Here is a 25,298-nt window from a genome sequence, read left to right on the forward strand (position 1 = left end):
TTGATCTGCCATTTTTTATTCCAATAATTCGAACCGCATCACCTGACATGATTTGTCCTCCATTCTGGGGCCTATCATGCCAGGATTTTTCCAGGCTGTGAAGATGGGGTTTACCGGACGCTTACCCTCTGCGGGACAAACCCAGCTTGTCGGCCAGCGACTTTTCATCCAATGGGCCGTGCGTTTTGATCAGCGTTTGCGCTTCCGACTCCAGCTCCTCCAGCCAGTCTTCGAAAAGCACCAGCACATCGGGATCGGCAATGGCCAAAAGCTGTTCGGACCGCGCGACTTTATCCACCAAGCTTTGGCACATCTGCGTTGGGTCGACACCTTCGCCCATGCACTCAGCCAGTCACAAATGCACCATGCCTGAAATCTTGTCGCCTTCGGATTGCCCGATGAGCGACATCAAAAACCGTTCGCGTGCGTCATTATCCAGGTCCTGCAAGAGCCTTCCCAGGACCTTGGTGATTTCCGACAGAGCCTCTTCAGGTGCCATGTGGGAAATGATTTCAAAAAATTTGTCCATACGGTCGATCTACCCCCTTTTCCTTCAAAACAGTTTTCTGCCGGCCAAAAGGTCCGTTGCCACATCGCTCAGGATTTGCAGTACATTTAAGATCCTCGAATCCGCCAATTCGTAATAGACGAATGGACCCTCACGCTCTACCTTGACCATCAAGGAGCGCTTCAACTCTTTCAGGTGATGCGACACCAGCGGTTGAGACAATTCAAGCTCCTCGACGATTGCGGATACCGATTTCCTGCCATTGCTGATGAGGACCAGTATCCTCAGTCGGTTTCCATCGGATAGACACTTGGCCAGAAAGGCGGCGCTTTGGAGATGATCATTCGTCAACTCACATTTAGCCGCGAATCCGTCGTGGCGTGCTGCCAAGTCCTGGCCCACATCGTCATTGGACGACTTGTTTTGCATTCTGTTCATCGCTGAAACCATCATGTTGACACGTCTGGCCGCCTTTGCGGGTTTCGACATAATGCGCTGCCGCCAAGGCGGCCGTGCATCCGTCCGCGGCGGCGAGCACGATCTGATTGGCGTATTTTTGCCGAAGATCGCCCACTGCGAAAATGCCTGGAATATCAGTCTCGCATTTTTCATCCGTGATGACATAACCGGTGCGGTTGGTCTTGATCCCGGCGGGAACCAGCTGGTTGTTGGGAGCAAAACCGACGAAAATAAAAACACCCTCTGTTTCAATATTTCGCTGCGCACCGGTTTGCGTGTCCTTCAAGGCAATGTCACGGACACCGTCGCCGCCACCGTTGATGGAGGTGACGACCGCATTGTATATGATTTCAATCCGTGGTTCCGCGAAAACCCGTTGCTGGAGGATGCGGCTACCGCGGAAAGCGTCCCGCCGATGGATGAGATAGACCTTGCGGGTGATCTTTGAGAGGTAAAGGGCATCCTCCAAAGCGGTGTCGCCCCCGCCCACGACCGCGACGGTTTTGTCACGGAAAAAGAAACCATCGCAGGTTGCGCAATAGGACACCCCTTTGCCGAAATTTTCGTCCTCGCCCGGGATGTTCAGCTTTCTTGCAGTGCCGCCGACGGCCAGAACGACCGCATGGGCCTTGAGCAGGGTGCCATCGGCCAGACGCACCGCATGATACTCGATCCCGGGCTCAGTGGCGATGACCTCTTTCTCGATCATTTCCAGCCCGTAATGCTTGGCGTGTTGCAAAAATTTATCACAAAGATCAAAGCCGCCTATTTCAATGAACCCCGGATAATTCTCAACTTCCTTGGTGATGGCAACCTGCCCACCCGGGACGCCTCGCTCGACCAACACGGTTTTGAGCGCCGCACGCATGGCATAAATCCCAGTGGTCAAACCGGCCGGGCCTCCGCCTAAAATGATCAAATCGTAGTGTTCGTTTCCAGCCATGTCTCCTTTTCCTCTTAATAAAATCGATGCACGATATGAACCTCAACGCCGTTACCATGAACATATAAGTTGTCATTTATATGTTTATTTTAGTCCTTGTCAATAGCTTTTTCTTCAGGGGGAAATCCATATAAAAAGAAGATGATGCACACAGAAAGGATTTTCATTAACAAAACAAGGGGAATGGAATTTTAGAGACCTGGGGTAGGATATCCCTGTGCTTGATATGCAAACGGGAATCGAGCCCGCATCCGTTCTCTGTTTCGGGAAAATGAAGAGAATCAATTTTCTCGCGGCTGACTTCGACGAAGCCTACTGGCGGGAGGATGCCAAGGCTGTACTTTACTTCGACCGAGATCGATTGCGCTTTTTATCTGTGCGGGGTTTAATTTCCTCCCCCGCCTGTTCCAGCCACAGCAGCGTGTCGATATAGGAGACAAACCGGTTCAAATAGTTCGGCGATAACCGGCGCATGATAAAAAGGGAACGCGTCGCCAGCAGTTGCGAATTGAGAGGACCGGCATTCTCGGGGCGTTCCTTGATAGCCCGCGCGACCAACCGCTCCGAATTGAGCGTGGCCAGGGTCTTCTTGAAAAACCGAAATGGTTTCGACCCCGCTTCATTCGGGCTGCTTGAAGGGGCGTCTTCAAACGCCACGGCATGGCCGAGCGACTGAAGGACGTCCACTTCCTGCTGATATAGAAGATCATCAAACGCAAGCAGCGTCTTTTCCTTTTCCCATGCACGCGCGTTTTTTTCGATATGACGCGTCAATGCGAGAAGAAGCCCCTGACGATGCCGAAGACGAAGCCTTTCGACCAGCCGCCTGAACGCCTTGAAATTACTTTCTTCAAAAAGCCGTTGCAACTGTTGCGTTGCATCGGGATATGCTGAAGCGGCACGGGCCATGATATCCGCTGACTTTGCCTGCTCGCGGTCAAAGCGACTCTGATAGTCATCGAGGGCCGTCAGGGCTATTCGCGCGATTTGTTCTCTAACGTTGCCCTGCTTTTTCCCGGCTCTTTGCAATAGGGATGCGATATACCGCCATCGGGCCGGATCAAACCCATCGGCCCCCTTCTCTTTCAGCACGGCAAGCCGGTGTCGAAGCAAATCGCACCGCTCCATCACGGGGGATCTCCCGGTGTTTTGCCTCTCGGAACCGGCGCAATCTCCACGCGGCGATTTTGAGACCGCCCTTTTTCGTCCCGGTTCAAAGCCACGGGCTGATGCTCCCCAAAGGCGGCGGCAAACACCAGCGCCGCCGGCATGCCTTCTTCGATCAAGGCACGGGTAACCGTCAGTGCGCGCTGAGCCGAAAGATCCCAGTTGTCGTCAAACCGGGAATTCCCGTCAAGAACGGGCAGGTCGTCGGTAAATCCGCTGATCATCAACAGCTCATCTCGTTCGCCGAGATAGACGCGCAAGGGGGCAACCAGGGTTCGCAGCAACTCTCGGCCTTCCGGCTGCAATTGAGCGGAGTTCAACAGGAACAACACACTGCCGCTGATGCCGATCCGGCCGTCGCGCAACGTCACCCGCCCTTTCGCCAGCGGATCCGCCAGGGCGGTTTCCAACGCGATTCTGCGCTGTTCTTCCGCCTTTCGTTTTTCGATTTCGGCTTTGAGCGACTGGGAAAGGTTGACCTGGAACACCAGGGTCCATACCAAAAGAAGCACGAACACGCCCACGACACCCGTCATGAGGTCTCCGAAAATCGCCCAGATGGGCGGCGTGTAAGCCGACTCTTCTTCTAGTTCTTCCATTCGCTTGATTCCGGATTCACCGTGTGTCTGGGGCGAAGCTGCTGAAGCGCTTCGAATATTTCCTTCTGTGAGCGCATGCAGTGATCCACGATCTCACGTGCTTGCGCCACGTAATACCCCAACTGTTCATCGCTCCTGGCGGCCGTTTTATCCAAAGACGCCTCAATATTGACGAGGTTCTCCACCAGATTTTCATTAGTGTCCGTAAACACCTGGACAGCGGCGCCGAAGGCCTCCCCGAGACTTGCCATCTCCGCCGCACTGACGGCGAAACTCTCCGCTACCTTTGAAAAATTCGATGCCTCAGTTCCCACCTGTTCGGCAAACCGGCCGGCAATCTCTTCCAGCATGCGCCGGGATGAACCGATGAGCAGTTCGACGGCTTCCTGCTGCCGGTTCGAAGTCGATGCCAGGGCGCTTGAAAGCGTATCGATTTTCGTCAGAATGCCCCGGTGTTCTTCCAGAAAGCGATTGTCACGTTCAACGGTTTTTGCGGCTTCCTTGCGCAGTTGGCCAATGACCTCCGCGGCAGCGAGCGGAACCTCGGCCGCCGTTTTAATCAGACGATTCATCGGGGCTTCGATTTCTTTGGCGATCCTTTCCAGATGGGAGGCAAGCGTGTCTTCCAGCATTGACAGGCGCGCCACCGCCGCCTCACCGCGATGGTCTTCCGCCTCCCTGAGGGCGGATAATTCCGCTTTCAGCGACGCCGTGAGCGCATCCATTCGATCGCCGTGTTGCGCAAGCCAAGCCGCTTCCGTCTTCATTCGCGCTTGAATCAGGTCTTCGGATGACGTCAACAGGCCGGCCACCTCCTGATGCATTCGGGCAGTCAGGGTCAGGGCATTGGCGGATAGTTCCGCCACCGTTTCCTTTGACATCGCGGCAAACAGACCGGAAACTTCCTTGAGGGTTTCTGTGGCGGACCGCGTCAGAAGCCCGTGAACCCGCTGCGTCTCCGCTGAAAGGCCTGCCATGGCCGCTTGCAGAATCGGCTGCATGCGCTCACCCGCCAGCCGAATGCTTTCGCTGAGGTTTTCCTTATGGGATCGATCCACCGAAGCGGAAAGATCGGCATACATGGTTTTCACCGTGGCATGAAACATGTCCTGATTGGCAGCCAACCGGTCCCCCAGTGAATCCAGCTTGTCCGTCATGGCAGCCATCTTCTCCACGACTTCAGGCAGCGCGCGCGTCTGACCTCGAATCGCCCGGAACGTCTCCCGCTGGTCATGGGCCAGAGAAAAATCCTGAAAGGCCGCTGCCGCTCGGGTATCCAGACAGCGGGTCGCCAGGATTCGATCGCGCCGGCTGAGTGTGGACATCAGTCCCAACATGGCGGATGTCGCCACCCCCGCAACAGAGGTGCCGAATGCCAGACCGAGTCCTCGAATCGGTGCTGCGAGCCCTTCCCGAATCGCCTGAATTTCAGTCGCCCCCTCAAGGGCGCCGACCGCCCCTCTCAAGGTCTCCACCATGCCCACGAACGTCCCCAACAGCCCCAACATGACCAGAAGCCCGATTAAATAAGGGGTCAAAATGGGGGCCGGCAGCCCCACCCGCTCCCCTTCAATCCGCAGGCGGACAGAACTTCGAAGCGATGCATCGAGCGGATCGAGCCACGCATTCAGATCCGTGACCTTCTCCGCTATCGTGGCAAGGGCGCGCAACAGCGTGAATGTCGCACGGCGAAATTGAAACAGCTCGACCACACCGATGCTGTAGACACCCCCGATGACGAGGGTAACGATCAGTGCCAGGCCGTTCGTATCCACCATAACGGAACTGATCCAGCCGACGGCAGCGATCCCCAGCAAGAGAGCCATCGTAAAAAGAAGTTTAGTCACAGTCCGGGCCTTTTTCCTGATCCAATAAGTGATCAGCAGCGCTTGTTTCCGAAAGCGACTCAATCATCCCCGACACCGGCTGCAATCGCACTTCAAGTTCCGCCAGCAGCAGCGCTCGCATATCGTTGCAAAAGAGCCCTATCCACCCATCCGGCTCGATCCACTGCGCCAAATCGGAGGCCGCCGGCGCTTTTGAAAGTGTCCGCCGATGTGCATCAAGGCCGCCCCCGAAGCGCCGTTCCAGCAGCTTTGGAATCACCGCAAAGAGTTCTTGCGTGCGGGGTAACAGCACCTCGCCGAGGGAGGCGTCCAGTGTCGAAAGCTGCGCCGATTGCGGGGATATACCGGAAATTTCAGCTCCGATATGGGACCGAAGCTGCCGAACCTTCATTTCAAGCTCTCTTTGACGCGCCGTGTAAAATTGCCGGTAAGGCTCAAACGCCGTAGCATGGGTTTGCGGGTTTCCGGGGCGTTTGACTGCAAAAACCCCGGTCAACTGAAAATGGGCGTGAAGCCGCTCCGGCGTGGGCAGCCGGTCCTTTGGGTTCCCCGCCATCGGAATAAAACTCATGGCAATGGCGCGCACCAAAGACCTGCGCGCCCTTAGAAAGGCTTCCGTAATCATCTTGGCGGCACCTGCGCTCGTTGCCGTCACGTCCGGCTTAAGCCCCGTCGCGGAAAGTTCCGCATGCACCTTTGAGAGCGACATCGAACCGGCCAACCCCACCAGGTTACCGAACCGGTCCGCAAAATAGCGACCGGGCGCCTCGATATCGGCGGGAATAAAGGCGGACAACAGGCGGACAAGCCTTGATCCGTTAAAAGATGGAATTGCCGGAGTATCCATGAAATTTCAGCGCGTGCCTTTCAGGAGAAAAGGTTATGCGTCAAGCGGTTTCCCTTTTTAACTTTTCGTATGATTAAAGATAGTTCCACCACATATGCGTTCTAAACTCATTCCACGCACAATATATTGTGGCCATCCGTTACCATAACTCCTTGAGCATTTCAATTCTTAAATGACGGCAGGCGCAAGCGTATCAACCGGGCTATCCGAGCAGAATCGCCGCCATAATCGCACATACAATCCCGGCGCTGGTTTTCAGCGTGATGGCTTCGCCGAGAAAAATAACGGCCAGTAGCGCCGTGATCAACGGATAAAGCGCCGTCAGCGGCACAACAATGCTGGCGGGTTTATATTTCAGGGCAACGATAAAGGTCACCGTTCCCACGCCCCATAGAATCCCGAAAAGATATCCCCACCCGTTAAAATGGCTGAACACGGACAAGAAATCTTTTCGAAACGACAAGCAGATAAGCAAAGCCACCGTCAGTGATCCGGCCGCCTCCAGCAAATAGGTGCTTATGGCCGTGGCTTCCTTTAACACCGCTTTGCCGATAAACGCGCCGATTCCCCACAGCAATAGGGTCAAAACAATAAACAGATCCGCCATTGGTTTTTCCTTTTCAATCGGATAATGTTAATATTGACTTTTATCATAAACGGACCCATCAAACTTGCAAGCACGTTGCGCTGGAGGGGATAAAAATGGAAGAAACGGCAAGAGCGCATGTTATTATAACCGGCCGCGTACAAGGGGTTTTTTTCAGGATGGAAACCAAACGCGCCGCCGATCGGATCGGTGTTTCCGGTTGGGTCCGCAACCGGCCCGAAGGAACGGTTGAGGCTGTTTTTGAAGGGGATAAGGAGAAGGTCGAAGCGGCTATAAATTGGTGCCGGGTTGGATCACCCGGATCTCAAGTAACCGATGTGGCCGTCACCTGGAAGCCGTTTGAAGGGACCCATGAACATTTTGAAGTCACTTATTTTTGAAGCACTCCCTTCGCATCGGAAAATCCGGTTGTCAGGCGACAAAACCGGCGAATACGCCGCCGACACGACCATCAACGGGAGAATATCAAATTATAATACCGCCGCTGATAGTTTCGTGCCATAATGTATCAGAACCGTCCGAGCAGCAAATGCGGTGATAGGATATAGATTATTCGGCCCGTTTATTTCTCAATTCGCGTAAAATGCTTCGCTGTGCGAAAGCGTGCTCATTAAACAAGCAGATGAGGAGTTGAATGGTTGCTAAACAGTGCTCATTGGGGGTGTGTCTCGGTTCCGCCACCATATCGATGGTACTTCTGGAGACCACCCCGAATCACATAGATGAATCCAACAATCCTTCATTACGCCCGCAAATCGTCGGCTCCTGGCGATTGGCGCATGAAGGAAACCCGAAAGAAACACTTTTAAACGCGCTGGCGCAAGTCAAGATAGAAGAAATAGACCGGATTGCCTGCACCGGCCGGAAATTTCGTGAGCTCATCAACCTTTCGACCATTGCCGAACCGGTGGCGGTCGAGGTTGCGTACCGGTTTCTAAAACCCGCCGGTGTGAATTGCCCCGCAATCGTGTCCGCGGGCGGCGAGACCTTCATGGTTTATGTATTAAACCGCGCCGGGCAAATTGTGAATGTGCTCACCGGAAACCGATGCGCCTCCGGGACGGGCGAATTTTTTGTGCAGCAGTTGCGGCGGCTGAATATTTCCCTGAATGAAGCCGCCGATTGGCCGGTCACCGAAAGCCCTTATCAGGTATCCGGCCGATGTTCGGTATTCTGCAAATCCGACTGCACACATGCCACCAACCAGGGCATCGCCAAATCCCGCGTGGCGGCCGGTCTGTGCCAAATGATGGCCGACCGGGTGACGAGCCTTCTGACCAAGGTGCCCCGCAGGCACATTATGCTCACCGGCGGCACCGTCCACAATCAAATGATGCGGGAATACCTCGGCCGCGAAATTGAGGATATCATCGTCCCGGACGCGGCGGATTGCTTTGAAGCGCTGGGCGCGGCGCTCTGGGCGCTGAAGAATGAGACAACTCCCTTTCCGGGTAAAGCCGCCTTGTTCAACGCCAACCGCACCTCTTTTGCAACGCTTCCCCCCTTGCGCCAATTTAAGGACCGGGTCACATTCAACACGCTCACAAGGGGGGAAATCCGCGTCGGCGACACCTGTATTCTGGGTCTCGATGTCGGCTCCACCACCACCAAGGCCGTTTTGATGCGCGAATCGGACGATGCGATTCTTTCATCCGTTTATCTTCGCACCAACGGTGATCCGGTGGGGGCCGCCCGCAGTTGCTATGCCGATCTTCTGGCGCAGGTATCCGAAAAAGTGACGGTGGCGCAAATCGCCATCATCGGTCTGGGAGTTTGCGGCTCCGGCAGGCAGATCGCAGGGCTTCACGCATTGACCGACGGGGTTATCAACGAAATCATCGCGCATGCCGCAGCCGCCGTCTATTTTGACCCCCAGGTCGATACCCTTTTTGAAATCGGCGGGCAGGATGCCAAGTACACGCATATCACCAACGGGGTACCTTCCGACTATGCCATGAACGAAGCCTGCTCGGCCGGTACCGGCTCGTTTCTGGAAGAATCGGCGTTTGAAACTCTGGGCATCGCAATGGCTGAAATCGAATCGATCGCTCTTGCCGGGAATTCTCCGCCCAATTTCAACGATCAGTGTGCCGCCTTTATCGCATCGGACATTAAAACCGCCATTCATGAGGGCATCGGTCGCACCGACATTGTGGCCGGTCTCGTGTACTCCATCTGCATGAATTACACAAACCGGGTCAAGGGCAACCGGCCCGTGGGCCGAAAAATCTTCATGCAGGGCGGGGTCTGCTATAATAAAGCCGTCCCCCTGGCCATGGCCGCATTGGTGGGAAAACCCATCGTGGTGCCGCCCGAGCCCGGCCTGATGGGCGCGTTCGGCGTGGCCCTGGAAGTCAAAAACCGGATTCGAAACGGGTCGATGCAGGCAGGCTGTTTTGATCTGAAAACCCTGGCGGATCGCTCCGTTACTTACGGAAAATCGTTTACCTGCAACGGCGGCCGGGAAAAATGCGACCGCCGGTGCACCATCGCGGTGGTGTCCCTGGCGGGAAAACGCTATCCCTTCGGCGGCGCCTGCAACCGGTATTATAATATGCGCCACCAGATTCACCGCGCCAACGAATCCGTCAATCTCGTGCGCGCGCGACAGCATCTCGTGTTTGCGGAAATCGATTCATGTGCAAAACCGCCCGGCCAAACCATCGCGCTTAACCGCAGTTTCATGGTGAACACCTATTATCCATTTTATGCCGCTTTTTTCAATGAATTGGGGCTATCGGTAATGCTTCCCGACACAGCCTCCCGGGAAGGCATTGACCGGCGCGGATCCGCCTTTTGCTATCCCGGAGAGCTGGCCCACGGTTTTTTTCACACGCTGTTGGCCGAAACACCAACGCCCGACTTTATTTTTCTTCCCCACTTCAAATCATTCCCTTCCGGAAACGGCGATTCAAGCAGCCAGGTCTGCCCCTTTGTTCAGGGCGAGACCTATTATCTGAAAACAGCCTTTCGAAACGACATCGAAAAACTGGAGCAGCAGGGCATGCGCATCCTTTCTCCGGTTCTCGATATGGCCAAGGGGCTTGATGCGGCCAATTCCGAAATGCTGAAAGTAGCCGCCACCCTGGGGCGAAGCCGCCACCACGGCCAACTCGCATTTCAAAAAGCGCTCGCCGCGCAGCAACGGTTTCATTCTGAGTTAAAAGCACTCGGACGCCGGCTGCTCTCGGATCTGGAAGCAACCCCCGGAAAAAGCGCCGTGGTCCTTTTCGGCCGCGCCTATAATGCCTTTGCGCCCGAAGCCCATATGAGTATCCCCGATAAATTTGCTTCTAGAGGCATCCCGGTGATTCCCTTTGACGCCCTGCCCTTTGAAGCGGAACCGGCCAAACGGCATATGTATTGGGGTACCGGCCGGCAATTGTTGCAGGCGGCCCGGCTGGTCTGGAAACATCCGCAGCTTTTCGGCGTGTACGTCACTAATTTCTCCTGCGGCCCGGATTCTTTTCTTATCGGCTATTTCCGGGAGATCATGGGGCAAAAGCCCGCCTTGACCCTGGAGCTGGACAGTCACACGGCCGATGCCGGACTGGAAACCCGGGTGGAAGCGTTTCTGGATATCGTGGCGGCTTATTCCCACAAGCCGGTTGCGCCCGCTGAAAACACCCAAACAGTCAAATGGGTCGAACCCACGTTCTTTTTCGGCAATGGCGTGCCCATGGTCATGACCGCATCGGGAGAAAAATTATCCTGCCTGAACCCGCGAGTGACCCTGCTCATTCCGTCGATGGGCCAACTGGCCACCCAGGCGCTTGCGGCCGCATTTCGGGGCAGCGGGTTTAACGCCGTCGCGCACCCGCCGGCGGATGAAGCGGTCCTGAAATTGGGCCGGGCCAACACGACCTGCAAGGAATGCCTGCCGTTGATTCTGACCACCGGCAGCCTGCTCAACTACATTCGAAACCAAAAACGGTCCGATGAAGTCCTTCTCTATTTCATGGCCACCGCCTCCGGGCCATGCCGATTCGGGCAGTATTATGTCTTCATGGAGGATCTGATTCGGCGGGAAAAAATATCCAACGTCGCCATGTTCTCCCTGACCGCTGAAAACGGGTACATGGGCTTGAAAAACGGTTCCGAGCTAAGGGGGTGGTGGGCCATCATCATATCGGATGTCATGGAGGATATTCGGGCCATGCTGCTGGCCGCCGCGGAAAAGACCGAATTCGCCACGGCGAAATTTGAAGAAATCTGGCAAAATTTGCTACTTTGGCTGGAAAAAGGCAAATGGGAAGACATTCAAACCGCGCTTTTTGAAGCAGCCCGGCAATTAAAACAGATTCCCTTAAAAAAAGCGCCCGCCGAAGTGCCCCTGATCGGTCTGGTGGGAGAAATCTTTGTCCGCCGGGACGGGTTGTCCCGGCAATGGCTCACCGAGCATCTGGCGGAAAAGGGGTTCGCCGCCGTCTGCTCACCGATCGCCGAGTGGCTTCACTATTGTGACTATCTATTCCATCACGACCTGGTCGATAATCCACCCAACGCCATCCAAAAAATCAGAAGCCGGTTTCGGCGCCATTTTAAAACACGATTTGAGCGCCGAATAAAATCGATATTATCGGAATCCGGGCTGATTCAGGCCCATCCGATTCGTCTGGACCCGATCATCAATGCCGCCCGGCCGTATTTATCCGCCAACCTGACCGGAGAGGCCGTTCTGACGGTCGGCTCATCGCTGGCGGATGTTGCCGAACGGTTCTGCGGCATTATTTCCATCGGCCCGTTCGGGTGCATGCCTAGCAGACTTTCAGAGGCGATTCTCTCTGAAATAATGACCGTAACGGATAAGTTGTCGCTCGTCTCCGGGAACGGGCATCTTCGCGCCGTGTTATCCAATGTCGAGGATTTGCCGTTTTTGGCCGTGGAAAGCGACGGCTCGCCGTTTCCACATCAAATCACCGCAAAGCTGGAAGCCTTTTGCCTTCGGGCGTTGCGGCTGCACGACCGAATGCGGTCGGTAGCCAGCGAAGGTCCCCTTGGAAACCGTGCCGCGCACTTTTATTCAATGCCGAAGAACCGCGCTACCCGAGCAAGACAATAGGAGAAGCATATGGCGGTACCGGGTTGGATGGAAAAAGCATTTTACGCTATTTCGGATTTTCTTTTCGAAAAACTTCCCCGGCCGGCGCCGACCCCTGCCCAACTTAAAACCACGCGGCTGATATCCCATCGCGGCAGTTACGATAATCATCGGGTCTATGAAAACACCCTGGCGGCATTTGACCGGGTCATGGCAACCGGCATATGGGGAATCGAGTTCGACCTTCGCTGGACCGCCGACAGGCAACCGGTGGTGTTCCACGATGCGGACTTAACGCGTCTCTTTGCGGAAAAGACAAGCATCGGAGGTCTGTCTCTCAAAGCGGTAAAAGCAAGATTTCCGATGATCCCGACCCTGGCCGAGGTGATTCAACGATACGGCGGTCGAATGCACCTGATGGTGGAAATAAAACCGCATGTCCTTCCTGGCCGGCATCTGAATGAAGTTCTTTCGGAGCTGTTTTCTCCCTTGCAACCCGTCACGGATTTCCATCTACTTTCGCTTTCCCCTCAGCTCTTTTCAGCCGTCACGGCCCTGCCTCGGGAAGCCATGATTCCCATCGCGGAGACAAATGCCAGCGCCGTTTCAGATCTGGTGCTTCAAAAAGGCTACGGCGGAATGGCCGGGCATTACCTGCTGATTCAAAACGCGGCCCTGAAAAAACTCACCCGGCATCACCTCCCGGTCGGCACCGGCTTCATTAATTCCAGAAACTGCCTCCATCGGGAAATAACCCGCGGCGTCACCTGGCTTTTTTCGGACCGGGCCATAGAACTGCAGCGCTTAATCAGCGTGCCAAGGTCCGTAAAATGACTCTCCGGTCACCCGGCGCCTGACTCAGATGAGCGCTTTTACAAATTGCTCGGCGTCAAAATCCTGAAGGTCTTCGATGCTCTCGCCCACACCGATTTAGCGAGGCGGAATATTCATCTCATGACAGATGCTCACCACCACGCCACCCTTGGCGGTTCCATCCAGCTTGGTCAGGGCCATGGCGGTGACCCCGCAGGCCTCATGAAAAAGCTTTGCCTGAGATACGGCATTTTGCCCCGTGGTGGCATCCAGCACCAGGAGAACCTCGTGAGGGGCCGCCGAATCGATTTTGGCAAGCGACCGCTTGATTTTTTTAAGTTCTTCCATGAGGTTGACCTTGGTGTGAAGGCGTCCGGCCGTGTCGATAAAAAAGAATTAGGGAAATTATGATTGTCACCACTACCCTCTCTCTGTGCCCATTCAGGGGGTACAAAACATGGAAAAACAGGTATTGAGAAAGCGTCGAAAAAAGAGTGATCCATAAAGGCAATTTTGATATTTTAGAAATCAGCCTTTTATTAATGATAATATCGGCAATGCAACCCCAGGTTGCCCAGCAATTCTCGGTGAAGGGCCGGAATAGCCACTTGCCGGACAGTTTCGGTATCCGCACGGTTGTTTTACCGGGGCGAATATGAAATTATTCAGTCCAATATGCCCCATTGGAGCATGTAAAACCGGCGAAATACGGACAAAGAGACGCTGCCATTCCAGTTTTGACGTGCGCGCGCCTTTACAATTGAAACATCGCGTAAAGATGAGCGTGATTTCGATAAATTAAAGGCAGGAAAGACGGGAAGCACGCGATAATCTCACAACGCCCTTACCATGGACGGATCAGAAAGATAATCCAGCAAGTGGTAGAAGTCCCTGAACAGGATAATTCGGAAGGTGCATCGCAATTGATTCCAGAATTCTTTGCGAGAGGAAAACTTTGCGCGGCACCGCTGATAGGAAGGGTCGCAGAGTTCTATGATTTGATAGACAAAAACAATATCCCCAAGCGCCCCATGGTGATACCTCCTTTTTTAACCCAATCGTTGATAGTCCGGGAAATCATGTCACCCCTTAAAAACCGTTCAGGCGAAGGGTTTCTTGAATCTGATCGCGCCATGCGGCGGAAACCCCTGCATCTTCCGCATAGTCCCGCCAGCGGGAAACAACTTCTATTACCTCGGTGACAATGGCAGCGGCACGTCCCCGCTTCATGGAAGCGGTTTTCGCGCAGGCATTGAAGTCATCCAGCGTAAAATGATCCCGCTTGCCGTTCATCGTCATCTGGTGCGCGGCGGTCCATTCGCCTGAAGGGTTGAAGCTGTATGTCAGGTCAAAGGCCGGCGAAAGCGACCAGTTGCCGGATTTATCCATCAGAAAGGCGATGTTTTTCACATGGTCGTCCTGATTCCTGGAAATGATGTTAAAGGCCATGCGCCGGAACTGCTCTTCGACATCACCCATCGCCAGCCCCAGTTGCCGGATGGCAAACAATGCCTGCTCGTAGGCATAGGCTCCGGCCAGATTAAAGTCGAAATGGGCAAGCGCGCCCAGGGACTGCATGTGCAGTTTCTCCCCGTTTTCAAGCCGGTCAAATCGACGGCTCATGAAATGCCGCCGGTTGTTCTCTTCAAAGAGGCGGCATTCGCTCATGCTGATGCCGGCATCGGATGCCATGCGAGAATAGGCGTATTCAATGGCGCCATACCCTTTCGGGTCTTCGAGTTCCTTATCCTTGTTGCCGGCAACCCCGTCAAATTTAAGCAGCCAATACTCAAAGCCTTTGCCCGCCGGAACCTGGCCTGAGCGCACTTCATTGGTCGATGGATTCCAGGCAATTACCGCCTTTGCCCTGGCACCGCCGGCCGAGGTGCCGACACTCAGAATTTTTTTCAAAGCCTGCTCTTTTCTGGGGGCAGCAAACGATACCTTCAGATTATTGCGATGGGTCAGGATTTCAGATGCCAGCGCTACGAGTTTATCAATTTGAACTCGAGAGGCCTTGCGGGTTTTCGGCCCAATGGCGGGCTCAAACTCAAGCGCGCCCATTCCTCTTTTCCCCGTATAGCAGAGACGCTCGATCGCATTGAAGGATTCCGGTGTCCGACCCTGGGTGGCCAACCAGGCATTGATAAGGGCGTTGCCGAACCGGTCCGGCAGAGAATCCGCGAGCAACCCGGGAAGCCCGTGAAAAGTCCTCCGCGATAATTCCGGGAATGTGTAAACGCGATCGGAAAGCGGCATGGTCAGCGGTGCGATTTCAATCCCGCTTTGGGCAAAAGCTGAATCATACTCAAAGGCGGCGGCCTCCCTGCCCTCTTCAAGGGATACCGCACCGATCGTTCGTCTCCAGAGCTTGACCTCGGCGATCGTGCTCACGAATCATCCCCCCAGGACCAACCTGTTTTGGGTCGCTCCGGGGTCTTGCCGGATGAGGCGCGCTTGCGCTGCTTCCCTTTGAGTTTGAGCAGCTCCATCGGCCTGGAGCCGGGTTCCGGAACCAGTTGGTCGAGGCCCTGCAGCAGATCCAGTACCCGCAATATTCGAATCAGGCTCAACGTCTGCGCTGCAGCCCCGGTTTCTATCCGCTCAACCGTTCTTTTGGACACACCGGCCTGTTCGGCCAATTTCGCCTGTGTAAGCTGAAGATCAAGGCGCCGGCGCGACAGCCGTCTGCCGAGCGCTTCGAGAAGTGCGCCGTCAGACATCAATTTAATATCTTCCATAGTCGTCTTTCGTGTCGAAAATTTTATTATAAAACCTTTTTTTCGCCTTTTTTGACGAATTAAAAGCTATTTTAATCTCGCCATACATGGCAACGCCCAGCAAACCGGAACAGGTTATACGGGAAAGTTTAAGGTAAGATGACGTTACCCTCAACATTGTTTTTTTCAATCACAGCGAAAAACGGTTTTAATTACAACCGCACCCCCTTCACAGGTGGGTTCGATGACCTTTAACTCTTTCAGGACAACTATCTTCCGGAAATACCCATTTTAAGCTTACATCCAAAAAATAACCTTTACAAAATCATACATAATACTTTACCTTTTGCTATATATTAGTTGACCTACAGTTGCAATGAACGATAGGTATACTCTTGCTGATAATTCTCATGGGACAGCCAATACCTGATCCTACGGCCCTCGACGTCTATCGCCTACGTAATCCACAAGCCAGTGGCTACTACCAATGCGTTCAAAATCATTTTGAAGAATTGGGTCAGCTTTGGGACGATCGATATGCACCTCATTTTGGATTTTGGCGTCCCCATGTCATGGATGTCATTCGCCGCTATTTGGATTGCGGCGATCTGCATTGTGGATTCGCAAGAGTTAAAAATACGGAATGTGGTCATGAGTAGTTATTGGCTTTTTCTTGGAAGCGGAAGCATTTTTGTCCTTCCTGCCACCAGAAAAGAGTGGTTGTTGACAAATGTTTTGGATGCGATTCCCGGGGCCAGCATAGCTGTGCACACTTACGGAGATTTTTTAAATTCCAATCCCCATTTGCACACCATCGTGTCGGACGGTTATTCGGCCATTCTTACCAAGGCCATCCGGGAATGGCCGGTCGATTCCGTCATGATGCCCATAAACCCGGTTGAAGCGGCACTGGGCGGATTCATGGATATGGCTCTCAAGACCGCTTTGGAAAAAAATATTGCCGTGATTGGAATCAAAGTCCTTGGCAGCTCCCATTACATTGCCCCGGATGCGGGTATGACACCACCTGGTGTACTGAATCGCTTCGCCCTGTCCCAAGCCATCACGGTTGCCATCGTCGGCTGTTCCAATGTGTATCACGTCCGAACCCTCTCCGCAGCCGGCCGGAATTTCAGCCCGCTCAGTGTGCGGGAACAACAGGACATCGTGGGCCTCTATAATGCTCAAGCCAAACAGCTGGCTTTTTATAGAGGCGTTCTTTAAACAAGGCTGGAAAGGAGTTTTACTGATGGCAAAACCAAACCAGAACGATAATTTCCTTTCAAATTTTACTCAATTTATATCTTTTCTCAAAAATCTTTGGGGTGCACTTGCAGGTATATCAATGTTTTTCCTCTTTCGAATATATTTTTAAAAATGATTCCGATACGCAACACTCAGGATGATCCTGCTGGCGCGTGGTCTTATGTCTCTGCGGGATTAATTACTTCTCTTACCACGTTAGTCCTTTACTTCGTCTTATTGTGGACCTATGGGCAACGTTATCATGAAACTTATAGATTTCTAACGGAAACCATGGCAAAGACACCCCGAAACTAATCTTAAAAAAGATTCCCGATGATCCCGACCCCGGCCGAGGTGATTCAACGATACGGCGGCCGAATGCACCTGATGTAAGATGACCCTTGCCGGTCACCCGGCGCCTGACTCAGATAAGCGCTTTTACAAATTGCTCAGCGTCAAAATCCTGAAGGTCTTCGATGCTCTCGCCCACACCAATGTAGCGAAGCGGAATATTCATCTCATGACAGATGCTCACCACCACGCCGCCCTTGGCGGTTCCATCCAACTTGGTCAGGGCCATGGCGGTGACCCCGCAGGCCTCATGAAAAAGCTTTGCCTGAGATACGGCATTTTGCCCCGTGGTGGCATCCAGCACCAGGAGAACCTCGTGAGGGGCCGCCGAATCGATTTTGGCAAGCGACCGCTTGATTTTTTTCAGTTCTTCCATGAGGTTGACCTTGGTGTGAAGGCGTCCGGCCGTGTCGATGAACACCAGGGTCGCCCCCCTGGATCTGGCGGCAAAATACCCGTCATACGCCACGGCGGCGGGATCGGTTCCTTCCCGGTGTTTCACGAAATCGGTTCCGGCGCGATTTGCCCAAATTTCCAGTTGCTCCACAGCCGCCGCCCGAAAGGTGTCAGCCGCGGCGATCAACACTTTTTCTCCGCGCGCAACGGCCCTGGCCGAAAGCTTTCCGATGGTCGTGGTCTTGCCGACGCCGTTGACGCCCACCACCATCACGACCTTGGGACCGATAATCTGCGGCGCACGATCGTCTACAGAAGAAATCAGCGCCAGAATCTCTTCTCTCAGCACCGCTTTTAAGTCTTCAACCCCTTTGATTTTTCCGACCTTCTTTCTCACCCGCGCCATCAGGGAAGTGACCGTATGAATGCCCAGGTCCGCCGTGATCAAAAGTCCTTCCAGATCTTCCAGAAAATTTTCATCCACCTTCGTCTTGCCGGTAAATAGCGAGTCGATATCCGTGGTGAGAAATTCCCGTGTCTTGGTCAACCCGCGCTTGAGGCGATTGAAAAATCCACCGTTTTTCGGTTTGGACAAATGATTGAAATCCGTATTTTCCGCGCACACTGCAGCGCCCCCCTCCGGCTCGACCGCCGCTGAGGTCTCATCTTGCTCAGCGGGCGTATCAACCGTTTCCGCTTCTGAAGCCGAATGCTTATTCGAAGATGCCTGCAATTCTGTTTTTGTTTTCTTAAACCACCGTAATGCCATAGTGTTTTCCCATTAAGTTAGGCTGTTGTTCGGCACCGATCCTTCGGTGACGGTCCAATGCCATAGCATTAATTCCCCGATGACTCAAGACCGGTGAGAAACGGCTACAGAGCAAAGGCATGTGGCTTTGGCTTGAGAATGGTAACTCAGTCTGGTCTCCGATCAGCCGGGTTTGATATCGCCTTAACCGGCTCTAAAAACTGCGGGAAATCGATCAGGCGCTTGCCGGGGGAGGAAAATTGTTGATCGCCGCAGGGGGGCGCAGGGCGTATTTTGCCCGCACCCCCGGATGCTTATGCGGTTTCATCAACACGCTTGGTATTTAGAGCCGTTATCAAAGGCATACACGCAAAAACCATGCATCCGTCAACAAGGTGTATTTGATACAAACTATCAACTATAAGCAGTGAACTGCCAGTTCCCGGCGAAACCGGATTGGGGTAGCGCGGACGGAACGCCTACGATCAAAGGCGTTTTATTCGGGGAGCAAATTCAATAATCCCTTCTTCGGAACGGCTTCTTAGCGCGTTGCTTGCCACCAGGATCCGCGGGATTTACTTTAATGTTGTTTCCATCGATCATCTTTCCGTTTAATGCCTTGATCGCCTTGTCCGCATCAGAATTACTCGGCATTTCGACGAAACCGAATCCTTTTGATTTTCCGGTAAATCGGTCGGTTATAACCTTGACGGTTTCTACCTCGCCAAACTCATCGAAAATTGTTTTTAAGCTGTCCGTCGTCATATTATATGACAGGTTTCCGACATAAATATTCATATTCAAAATCCTTTCTCTCATTTTTTGCAATTCAAATCATCCGCAAAAAACGCACCTGACCCCACAAAGACAGAGAAATGATAAATCGATGGCTTTATGCAAAAACATAAAGCCCGAACGATGAAGGGCACCCACTGAACTTTGGTGGCATGCCCTTCATTACAAAATAACCGAAAAATTAGGCTACAGTGACATTAACTGCAGACGGGCCTTTTTTCCCCTGCTCGATGTCAAACGTAACCTTGTCGCCTTCATTCAAGCTTTTAAAGCCGCTGGCATTGATTGCCGAATGGTGAACAAACACATCCGGACCATCAGCCTGCTCGATGAACCCGAATCCTTTGCTGTCGCTAAACCACTTAACTGTTCCATTAATCATGACAACATCCTCCTTTCTAAAAATTTTCAAAGTCTTACGCTGGAGGATGTCAAATCGGTAGGTATAGACACCTTCAGAAAAAACTGCCCCGCCACTTGCAGGCGAGGCCAAATGAGTGTGTCAAGGTAACCTTTCCTTTGAATAATAGCAAGCTAATTATTAAGTTTTTTTAAGAGGGGCTTGTTTTCGTTCACACACCCCCCGACCCGGCAAGGCCGGAAGCTGGAATGCTGGGATGCTGGGATGCATAAAAGCCATCTTTCACCTTCGGCGAATATACACGCAAAAGCGTGTATGTTACTGATAAAGAGTCTATCCTCTAAATGGGATGCGCTTGATTCACATATCGGCCGTTACGCCGCCTCCCTGCGCTCCAAACTGACCGATACCACCTTCGAAATTCCCTTTTTCTCCATGGTAACGCCGAAGAGCGTATCGGCAAATTCCATGCTTCGCTTATTGTGTGTGACGATGACGATCTGGGACTGCTCACCGATAATCCGCAGCAGTTCATTGAACCTGAAAACGTTGGATTCATCCAGGGGCGCATCGATCTCATCGAGCAAGCAGAACGAGGCCGGCTTGATCAGGAAGATGGAAAAAATAAAGGCGATCGCGGACATGGCTTTTTCACCGCCGGAAAGAAGGCTCAGGCGGGTGACTTTCTTGCCCGGTGGATGAATGATGAATTCCAGCCCCGACTCCAGGGGATTGTTCAAATCCGTCAGCACCAGCTCCGCGGAACCGCCTTCAAACAAACGCGGAAATACCTCCTTCAATTTTTCGTTAACCCGGCTCAGTGTTTCAAGAAACCGCGCCTGGGTCACGCGACTGATTTTTCGAATGACTTTCTGTAGATCTTCCAAGGCCCGGTTAAGGTCATCCCGCTGGGTCGTTAAAAATTCAAAGCGCTCCTTTTGGGTATCATACTCCCGGATGGCGCCTGGATTAACTTCCCCCATATTGGTTATTCGCTGCCGAAGTTCCACCAGTTGCGTTTCGATTTGCTCGGGGGATCGTTCGTCTTCGACATCGGCAAACCGGCTTTTCAGTTCCTCAAAGGGGCGCTGATAACGCTCTTCCATGCGCACGGCCAGGCTCTCCAGGCGCGTTCCTCGCTGGGCTTGCTCTGTTTCCAGCATGCGAATGTTCTGCAAGGTCTTTTCCCGCTGGGTCTGGATATCGGAAACCGCCGTGTCCTTATGCTGCATATCCGCGGAGATGGCCTGATACTGGCTTTCGTTTTCTTCCAGGGCACAGTTCAGTGACGTCAACTGCTCATACATGGCGGCAAGGGAAGCGTCCAATTCGGCGGCCCGCTCCTTGGCGGCAATTTGCCTTCCGGCTTTCGCGTCGATATCCAGGCGCAATTGTTCAAGGCGCTCTTGGCCGTCCCGTTGAAAATCCGCCAGGCGTTTTAGTGTTTTTTCACCGTTTTCCAACCTTGCGTTCAGAGAGGTCTGCGTCATCTTGCCATCCACGATACGCCGATCAAAGGACTCTATTTGGCGTGTCAGATTCCCGAACTCTGCGGCGAGCTCGTTAATCTCCTGTTGGGTGGCCTGAATTTCTTTCCGGATTTGAACCAGCTCGCCCCGGAACCGGTTCAGCTCCTCATCCACATCGTTCTGTTCTCCCTGAAGCTGTTCCTGTTCCAGTTGCACGATATCCAGATGATGTTGGGCGGTTTTAAGGTCTTCCCCGGCTTTATAATGCGCTTTTTCGAACTCCAGTTCATTGCGGACCGCCCGGTTTTTCTTCTCGATCAACTGCTGTAAGCCGGTTTCAGCAGCCCGAACACGAACTTCCAGCTCCGTCCGGATTCGTCCGACTTCATCCAGTGCGGAATCCATCTCAAAGATTTGGTGCTGAAGGGCTTTTAATTCTTTTTTCTTCAACAGGATGCCGGCCAGGTTCTCTCGGCTTCCGCCGATCATAATCCCCTGATGAGAGACCACATCCCCGCCCTTGGTAACCACGGATTGCACCGCGCCGTTTCGATGGTAAAGCGCCATGGCTTCAGATAAATCTTCGGCCACGGCCACATGGCCCAGCAAAGCCTCCGCCACGTTTTCATATCCCGGTTGAATCGTCACATGGTTCAGCAGCCGCTTGTCCGCATCCGGCCCTTTTGAGCTGCCATTTGTAACGGTCTTGACCGCAGAGACAGGCACAAACCCGCCACGACCCGCGCCGGAACGTTGCAGATAGTCGATGGCGCCCATTCCGGCTTCATGGTCACTGACCAGAATATACTGCAGAGATTCACCGAATACCGCCTCTACCGCCATTTCGTAACTCGGTGCCGGTTCCACCATGTCGGCGACGATTCCCAGCACACCGTTCACCGGTGCCGGGACAACGTCCCGTTCATCGTCCCCTTTTTTCACGCCGCAGGATGTTAAAATGGCCTTGACCCCGTCCTTGTACCACCCCATGCTCTCTTCCATTTTTTTCAAGGTGGCATATTGGGACACACAGCTTTTGCGTTCAAGCTGCAACCTCTGGTGTTGTTTGATCTGCTCGCTCAGGGCGCGGCCGGATTCATGCACCTCTTTTTCCGAAGTCGACACCCTGCCTTTCAAGTCCGCCAGTTCCCGGCAGCATTCGTCGAGATCTTCATGAGCGGTTTGAACACGCTGCTGCACCTCGCTGACTTTCTTCCGGGCGAGCACCTCCTGCTCATCGGCCAGCCGCAATCTCCGCTTCAATGTTTCTTTTGTATTTTCTGAATGCTGGAAGATATTTTGGTACTGGGCTTCCCGGGCGCTCAAATCAAGCAGGCGACGTTTTTTATCTTCCATCACCGCATTTAAGGCGGAGAGCTTTTCCCGAATAGCGCGAGAGGCTTCATGCTCCCGGTTTAAGGTCACTTTTACGGATTCCAGCGCACTGCGGGTCTGGTTGTTTTCAGTGCGAACCTGATCGATTTCCCCATCGATGGTCTGATTTTTTTCCGCCAACTCATTGTGGGCCGCCTGAAGTCCTGCCTGCTCGCTGCCAAGCCGCCCGATTTCTTCACGCAAATGCGCCAGGTCATTTTCCGCCTTATCAACGCGCCGCTGGTATTCAAACTGGTTCGACTTTTGCTCCGAGATAAGCTGATTTTTCCGCCATCTGGACAACTTGATCGCTTCCAGCACGGCATCAAGTTTTTTAAGCTCCGCGAAATGAGCCGTATCAGCGTCCCTGAGGCGGGTCAGCAGGGCATCGGCTTCCTGAATTTCACGAGATAATGCCTCATAATGGTGAAGGGTCAAGCGAACATCGAGCTGAACGGTTTGCTCCTGAAACTGGTTATACTGCTCGGCCTTTTTGGCCTGACGCTTCAAACCATTCATCTGACGCTCCACCTCAACGATAATATCGTTTAAGCGCAACAGGTTCTGTTGGGTGGCCGTGAGCTTTCGAAGCGCCTCGTCCTTTCGCTGTTTATAGCGCGTAACCCCTGCCGCTTCTTCAATAAACACCCGCCGCTCTTCCGGCCCTGCGTCGGTGATCGCCCCGATCCTTCCCTGCTGAATAATGGCATAGGATTTGGCACCCAGGCCACTGCCCAGAAACACATTGTGAATATCCTTCAGCCGGCAGGGCCGCTTATTGATAAGGTAAGTGCTCTCGCCAGACCGGTACAATCGCCGGGTAATCATAATCTCGGAAAAATCCCGCAGTTCCTCGGGCATGAAACTGCCGTCGTTGGACAGGGTAAGGGATACTTCCGCCATGTTCAGGGGCGGTTTTCCACCGGCGCCGGCAAAAATAATATCCTCCATGGCCTTGCCCCGAAGCTGCTTGACGCTCTGCTCGCCCATGACCCATCGAAGCGCATCGAAAATATTGCTCTTTCCGCAGCCATTGGGCCCCACGATCGCACAAACGCCTTCAGGAAATTCGATCCCAGCCTTATCCAGAAACGACTTGAATCCGAGAATTTCCATCTTTTTAAGTTTCATTAGCGAATCACTCCTGATGAAGCCTGCCGGAAAATTTATAGAGAATATTAAGGACCCATGCATTTTAAAAATATCATACGACCTACCAGAAACCTGCTTTTCTGTAAAGCAAAAAAACACAATTTGCGGTATTTGCATCTATATATAGACACAATATATGGGAATATCGCTTGAACACACCGGCCGGACTGCGTGGCTTGCCCTTAACCTGTGCCGCCGTGCGCTTGCAAACGCCAAGCGGCTTGCCCCCCAACCTTTGAAATGATCTTGACACCTTGCCCCCTACACAGGTATGTATCTGAATTAAGATGGAGAATATGCGGCTGTTTGGTCCATACGCGTTAAAAGCCGAACCAGGAGGAAGCACCCGACCCATGCCACCTACTACAGAATCGACTGACCCCCAAAAATCCGGATCAGGGCAGAAAATTGACTCCCTCAAACTGCAATTGGCAATAGTGAAAGAGCATCGGCAAGAACTCATTAACCGGCTTGACAAACTGGAACACCAGACCAAGGAAAACGAATCAAACTACCGGTGGAACCTGTTGGCGCTGGCGCAGCTTCTGCGCGTGGACGGCAATCCTGAACTTGAACAGCATTTAAATGCCTTTAAGCGGCTGGCGAAAAACGGCGCGTCCCACGAGTCACTGAAACACCTGTTGCTTCAGCTGAAGGATGCGACACTTAAACAAAGCATCAACGCCCCCGAATCAAAAAAGAATAAGAGTATCTCCCCAGCACTGCTCAAATGGCTTCGGAAAAGTGATCCAGCTGAAACCGCGCCGGCAGCACAACAGCCAGATGCGTCCGATGCCATCTCTCAGATAAAACAAACGTACCAGCATATTATCAATGAGCTGCGCCTCAATCTGGACGAAAGCGTGCTTAAAAAAGTTCGGAAAATCGAGCAACAGCTCAATCAAGCCGCAGACGCCGAATCGTTTGTCACCATTCGAACATCGATATTGAACCTGATAACCAATTACGTTTCTAAAATCAGCAAGGAACGTGAAGAGGCCGCCGCGTTTATCAGGGAAATTGGGGAGCGGTTGATTGAAGTGGAAGGTCAAATGATCAATTCCCTGTCATTTGCCAAAGACGTTCAACAGGTCAGCTCCTCATTTACGGACACCATTGAAGTTCAACTGGTCGACTTCAAGCAAAGTATCGACTCCTCAAGAAATTTATCGGAATTAAAAAGTGCGGTCGTCTCCAGACTCTCTTTCATCAAAACCGTACTGGAAAATAAACGTAAAGATGACTCAACGCGGCTCGAACTGGCGGATCAGCAAACGCAGAAACTTCAACAGAACCTGCATGATATGAAAGGAGAAATTCAAACCGCCTGGAAACGCGCAAAAGCCCTTGAGCGCGAACTTCTGATCGATCCGCTCACGGGCATCTATAACCGCCGTGCGTATGATCGAAGAATGGAAGAGGAACTCCAACGATTCCAGCGGTATCATCGCCTCTTTTCCCTGCTAATTTTCGATGTCGACAACTTCAAGCGTATCAATGACCTTTACGGGCATAGCATCGGCGATTTATGCCTGAAGGAAATTATCAACCGGATCAAACCGGTGCTGCGAAAAAGCGATTTTCTGGCCCGGTATGGTGGAGAGGAATTCATTGTCATCGTGCCGGAAACCCCCGCCGAAGGCGCGCTGGAAATGGCGGAGAAATTGCGGCAAACCGTTGAGCAGACAAAGTTTATTCACAAATCCGACGAGGTGACCATCACCGTCAGTATCGGGCTTACTCAAACCGTTCCCGAAGATCTTACCCAAGATGATATTTTTACCCGAGCGGATCGGGCGCTTTACAACGCCAAGCAAGCCGGGCGAAACCGCGTATCCGCCCTATAAACTTTTTTC

The 25,298-nt window shown here is 53.0% G+C and carries 21 protein-coding genes; 5 read left to right on the forward strand and 16 right to left on the reverse strand.

Features of this window, described 5'->3' with window-relative positions:
- Positions 1-121 precede the first annotated feature (121 nt).
- From RBT11_17220 to RBT11_17260, 9 genes are all read right to left on the reverse strand, one after another.
- Positions 122-340, reverse strand: coding sequence for a hypothetical protein (locus RBT11_17220; GenBank protein MDX9788521.1), 219 nt, complete (start codon positions 338-340; stop codon positions 122-124).
- Between the two features lie 12 nt (positions 341-352).
- Complete coding sequence (locus tag RBT11_17225; GenBank protein MDX9788522.1) at positions 353-529, reverse strand: hypothetical protein; 177 nt, start codon at positions 527-529, stop codon at positions 353-355.
- A gap of 24 nt (positions 530-553) precedes the next feature.
- Positions 554-946: a metalloregulator ArsR/SmtB family transcription factor gene (locus RBT11_17230; GenBank protein MDX9788523.1), complete on the reverse strand. Its 393-nt coding sequence runs from the start codon at positions 944-946 to the stop codon at positions 554-556.
- Positions 915-1,910, reverse strand: coding sequence for a thioredoxin-disulfide reductase (gene trxB, locus RBT11_17235; GenBank protein MDX9788524.1), 996 nt, complete (start codon positions 1,908-1,910; stop codon positions 915-917). The genes RBT11_17230 and trxB overlap by 32 nt, the downstream gene beginning before the upstream one ends.
- A gap of 342 nt (positions 1,911-2,252) precedes the next feature.
- Complete coding sequence (locus RBT11_17240) at positions 2,253-3,038, reverse strand: DUF2894 domain-containing protein (GenBank protein ID MDX9788525.1); 786 nt, start codon at positions 3,036-3,038, stop codon at positions 2,253-2,255.
- The gene (locus RBT11_17245; GenBank protein MDX9788526.1) at positions 3,038-3,676 is read right to left on the reverse strand and encodes an OmpA family protein; all 639 of its coding nucleotides are present in this window, start codon (positions 3,674-3,676) and stop codon (positions 3,038-3,040) included. The genes RBT11_17240 and RBT11_17245 overlap by 1 nt, the downstream gene beginning before the upstream one ends.
- Complete coding sequence (locus tag RBT11_17250) at positions 3,664-5,523, reverse strand: hypothetical protein (protein MDX9788527.1); 1,860 nt, start codon at positions 5,521-5,523, stop codon at positions 3,664-3,666. Before RBT11_17250 ends, RBT11_17245 begins: the two co-directional genes overlap by 13 nt.
- The gene (locus RBT11_17255; GenBank protein MDX9788528.1) at positions 5,516-6,370 is read right to left on the reverse strand and encodes a DUF3348 family protein; all 855 of its coding nucleotides are present in this window, start codon (positions 6,368-6,370) and stop codon (positions 5,516-5,518) included. The genes RBT11_17250 and RBT11_17255 overlap by 8 nt, the downstream gene beginning before the upstream one ends.
- Positions 6,371-6,572: 202 nt before the next feature.
- Complete coding sequence (locus tag RBT11_17260) at positions 6,573-6,977, reverse strand: EamA family transporter (GenBank protein ID MDX9788529.1); 405 nt, start codon at positions 6,975-6,977, stop codon at positions 6,573-6,575.
- 95 nt (positions 6,978-7,072) lie between these two features.
- On the opposite strand from RBT11_17260, the gene RBT11_17265 reads away from it, so the two are divergent.
- From RBT11_17265 to RBT11_17275, 3 genes are all read left to right on the forward strand, one after another.
- Positions 7,073-7,357 carry an acylphosphatase gene (locus RBT11_17265; GenBank protein MDX9788530.1) on the forward strand — a complete coding sequence of 95 codons (285 nt, stop codon included), beginning with the start codon at positions 7,073-7,075 and terminating at the stop codon, positions 7,355-7,357.
- 254 nt (positions 7,358-7,611) lie between these two features.
- Positions 7,612-12,039 (forward strand): acyl-CoA dehydratase activase, encoded by a 4,428-nt coding sequence (locus RBT11_17270; GenBank protein ID MDX9788531.1) that lies wholly within the window; start codon positions 7,612-7,614, stop codon positions 12,037-12,039.
- Between the two features lie 9 nt (positions 12,040-12,048).
- Positions 12,049-12,852, forward strand: coding sequence for a glycerophosphodiester phosphodiesterase family protein (locus RBT11_17275; protein ID MDX9788532.1), 804 nt, complete (start codon positions 12,049-12,051; stop codon positions 12,850-12,852).
- A gap of 96 nt (positions 12,853-12,948) precedes the next feature.
- Here the strand turns inward: RBT11_17275 and RBT11_17280 are convergent, their stop codons facing one another.
- From RBT11_17280 to RBT11_17290, 3 genes are all read right to left on the reverse strand, one after another.
- Complete coding sequence (locus tag RBT11_17280) at positions 12,949-13,218, reverse strand: hypothetical protein (GenBank protein MDX9788533.1); 270 nt, start codon at positions 13,216-13,218, stop codon at positions 12,949-12,951.
- Positions 13,219-13,920: 702 nt separating this feature from the next.
- Positions 13,921-15,225 carry a HipA domain-containing protein gene (locus RBT11_17285; protein ID MDX9788534.1) on the reverse strand — a complete coding sequence of 435 codons (1,305 nt, stop codon included), beginning with the start codon at positions 15,223-15,225 and terminating at the stop codon, positions 13,921-13,923.
- The gene (locus RBT11_17290; protein ID MDX9788535.1) at positions 15,222-15,572 is read right to left on the reverse strand and encodes a helix-turn-helix transcriptional regulator; all 351 of its coding nucleotides are present in this window, start codon (positions 15,570-15,572) and stop codon (positions 15,222-15,224) included. The genes RBT11_17285 and RBT11_17290 overlap by 4 nt, the downstream gene beginning before the upstream one ends.
- Before the next feature lie 630 nt (positions 15,573-16,202).
- Here RBT11_17290 and RBT11_17295 point away from each other — a divergent pair.
- Complete coding sequence (locus tag RBT11_17295) at positions 16,203-16,775, forward strand: transposase (protein ID MDX9788536.1); 573 nt, start codon at positions 16,203-16,205, stop codon at positions 16,773-16,775.
- 445 nt (positions 16,776-17,220) lie between these two features.
- Here the strand turns inward: RBT11_17295 and ftsY are convergent, their stop codons facing one another.
- From ftsY to smc, 4 genes are all read right to left on the reverse strand, one after another.
- Positions 17,221-18,312 (reverse strand): signal recognition particle-docking protein FtsY, encoded by a 1,092-nt coding sequence (gene ftsY / locus RBT11_17300; protein MDX9788537.1) that lies wholly within the window; start codon positions 18,310-18,312, stop codon positions 17,221-17,223.
- Positions 18,313-18,804: 492 nt separating this feature from the next.
- Positions 18,805-19,089, reverse strand: coding sequence for an RNA-binding protein (locus RBT11_17305; GenBank protein ID MDX9788538.1), 285 nt, complete (start codon positions 19,087-19,089; stop codon positions 18,805-18,807).
- Positions 19,090-19,267: 178 nt separating this feature from the next.
- Entirely contained in the window at positions 19,268-19,468 is a 201-nt protein-coding gene (locus RBT11_17310; GenBank protein ID MDX9788539.1) for a cold-shock protein, read from the reverse strand.
- 353 nt (positions 19,469-19,821) lie between these two features.
- Entirely contained in the window at positions 19,822-23,421 is a 3,600-nt protein-coding gene (gene smc, locus RBT11_17315) for a chromosome segregation protein SMC (protein MDX9788540.1), read from the reverse strand.
- A 374-nt stretch (positions 23,422-23,795) separates the two neighbouring features.
- Here smc and RBT11_17320 point away from each other — a divergent pair, with 374 nt between their 5' ends.
- Positions 23,796-25,289, forward strand: coding sequence for a diguanylate cyclase (locus RBT11_17320; GenBank protein MDX9788541.1), 1,494 nt, complete (start codon positions 23,796-23,798; stop codon positions 25,287-25,289).
- Positions 25,290-25,298 lie beyond the last annotated feature (9 nt).

This window comes from Desulfobacterales bacterium (genome assembly GCA_034003325.1).
In the GTDB taxonomy this organism is placed as follows: Bacteria; Desulfobacterota; Desulfobacteria; order Desulfobacterales; family JAFDDL01; genus JAVEYW01.

What these genes read in the sequence shown, in the direction of transcription:
- RBT11_17220 (MDX9788521.1), bottom strand. Translation starts at nt 340, where the DNA reads ATGGGCGAAGGTGTCGACCCAACGCAGATGTGCCAAAGCTTGGTGGAT.
- RBT11_17225 (MDX9788522.1), bottom strand. Translation starts at nt 529, where the DNA reads ATGGACAAATTTTTTGAAATCATTTCCCACATGGCACCTGAAGAGGCT.
- RBT11_17230 (MDX9788523.1), bottom strand. Translation starts at nt 946, where the DNA reads ATGAACAGAATGCAAAACAAGTCGTCCAATGACGATGTGGGCCAGGAC.
- trxB (MDX9788524.1), bottom strand. Translation starts at nt 1,910, where the DNA reads ATGGCTGGAAACGAACACTACGATTTGATCATTTTAGGCGGAGGCCCG.
- RBT11_17240 (MDX9788525.1), bottom strand. Translation starts at nt 3,038, where the DNA reads ATGGAGCGGTGCGATTTGCTTCGACACCGGCTTGCCGTGCTGAAAGAG.
- RBT11_17245 (MDX9788526.1), bottom strand. Translation starts at nt 3,676, where the DNA reads ATGGAAGAACTAGAAGAAGAGTCGGCTTACACGCCGCCCATCTGGGCG.
- RBT11_17255 (MDX9788528.1), bottom strand. Translation starts at nt 6,370, where the DNA reads ATGGATACTCCGGCAATTCCATCTTTTAACGGATCAAGGCTTGTCCGC.
- RBT11_17260 (MDX9788529.1), bottom strand. Translation starts at nt 6,977, where the DNA reads ATGGCGGATCTGTTTATTGTTTTGACCCTATTGCTGTGGGGAATCGGC.
- RBT11_17265 (MDX9788530.1), top strand. Translation starts at nt 7,073, where the DNA reads ATGGAAGAAACGGCAAGAGCGCATGTTATTATAACCGGCCGCGTACAA.
- RBT11_17270 (MDX9788531.1), top strand. Translation starts at nt 7,612, where the DNA reads ATGGTTGCTAAACAGTGCTCATTGGGGGTGTGTCTCGGTTCCGCCACC.
- RBT11_17275 (MDX9788532.1), top strand. Translation starts at nt 12,049, where the DNA reads ATGGCGGTACCGGGTTGGATGGAAAAAGCATTTTACGCTATTTCGGAT.
- RBT11_17290 (MDX9788535.1), bottom strand. Translation starts at nt 15,572, where the DNA reads ATGGAAGATATTAAATTGATGTCTGACGGCGCACTTCTCGAAGCGCTC.
- RBT11_17295 (MDX9788536.1), top strand. Translation starts at nt 16,203, where the DNA reads ATGAGTAGTTATTGGCTTTTTCTTGGAAGCGGAAGCATTTTTGTCCTT.
- ftsY (MDX9788537.1), bottom strand. Translation starts at nt 18,312, where the DNA reads ATGGCATTACGGTGGTTTAAGAAAACAAAAACAGAATTGCAGGCATCT.
- RBT11_17305 (MDX9788538.1), bottom strand. Translation starts at nt 19,089, where the DNA reads ATGAATATTTATGTCGGAAACCTGTCATATAATATGACGACGGACAGC.
- RBT11_17310 (MDX9788539.1), bottom strand. Translation starts at nt 19,468, where the DNA reads ATGATTAATGGAACAGTTAAGTGGTTTAGCGACAGCAAAGGATTCGGG.
- smc (MDX9788540.1), bottom strand. Translation starts at nt 23,421, where the DNA reads ATGAAACTTAAAAAGATGGAAATTCTCGGATTCAAGTCGTTTCTGGAT.
- RBT11_17320 (MDX9788541.1), top strand. Translation starts at nt 23,796, where the DNA reads ATGCCACCTACTACAGAATCGACTGACCCCCAAAAATCCGGATCAGGG.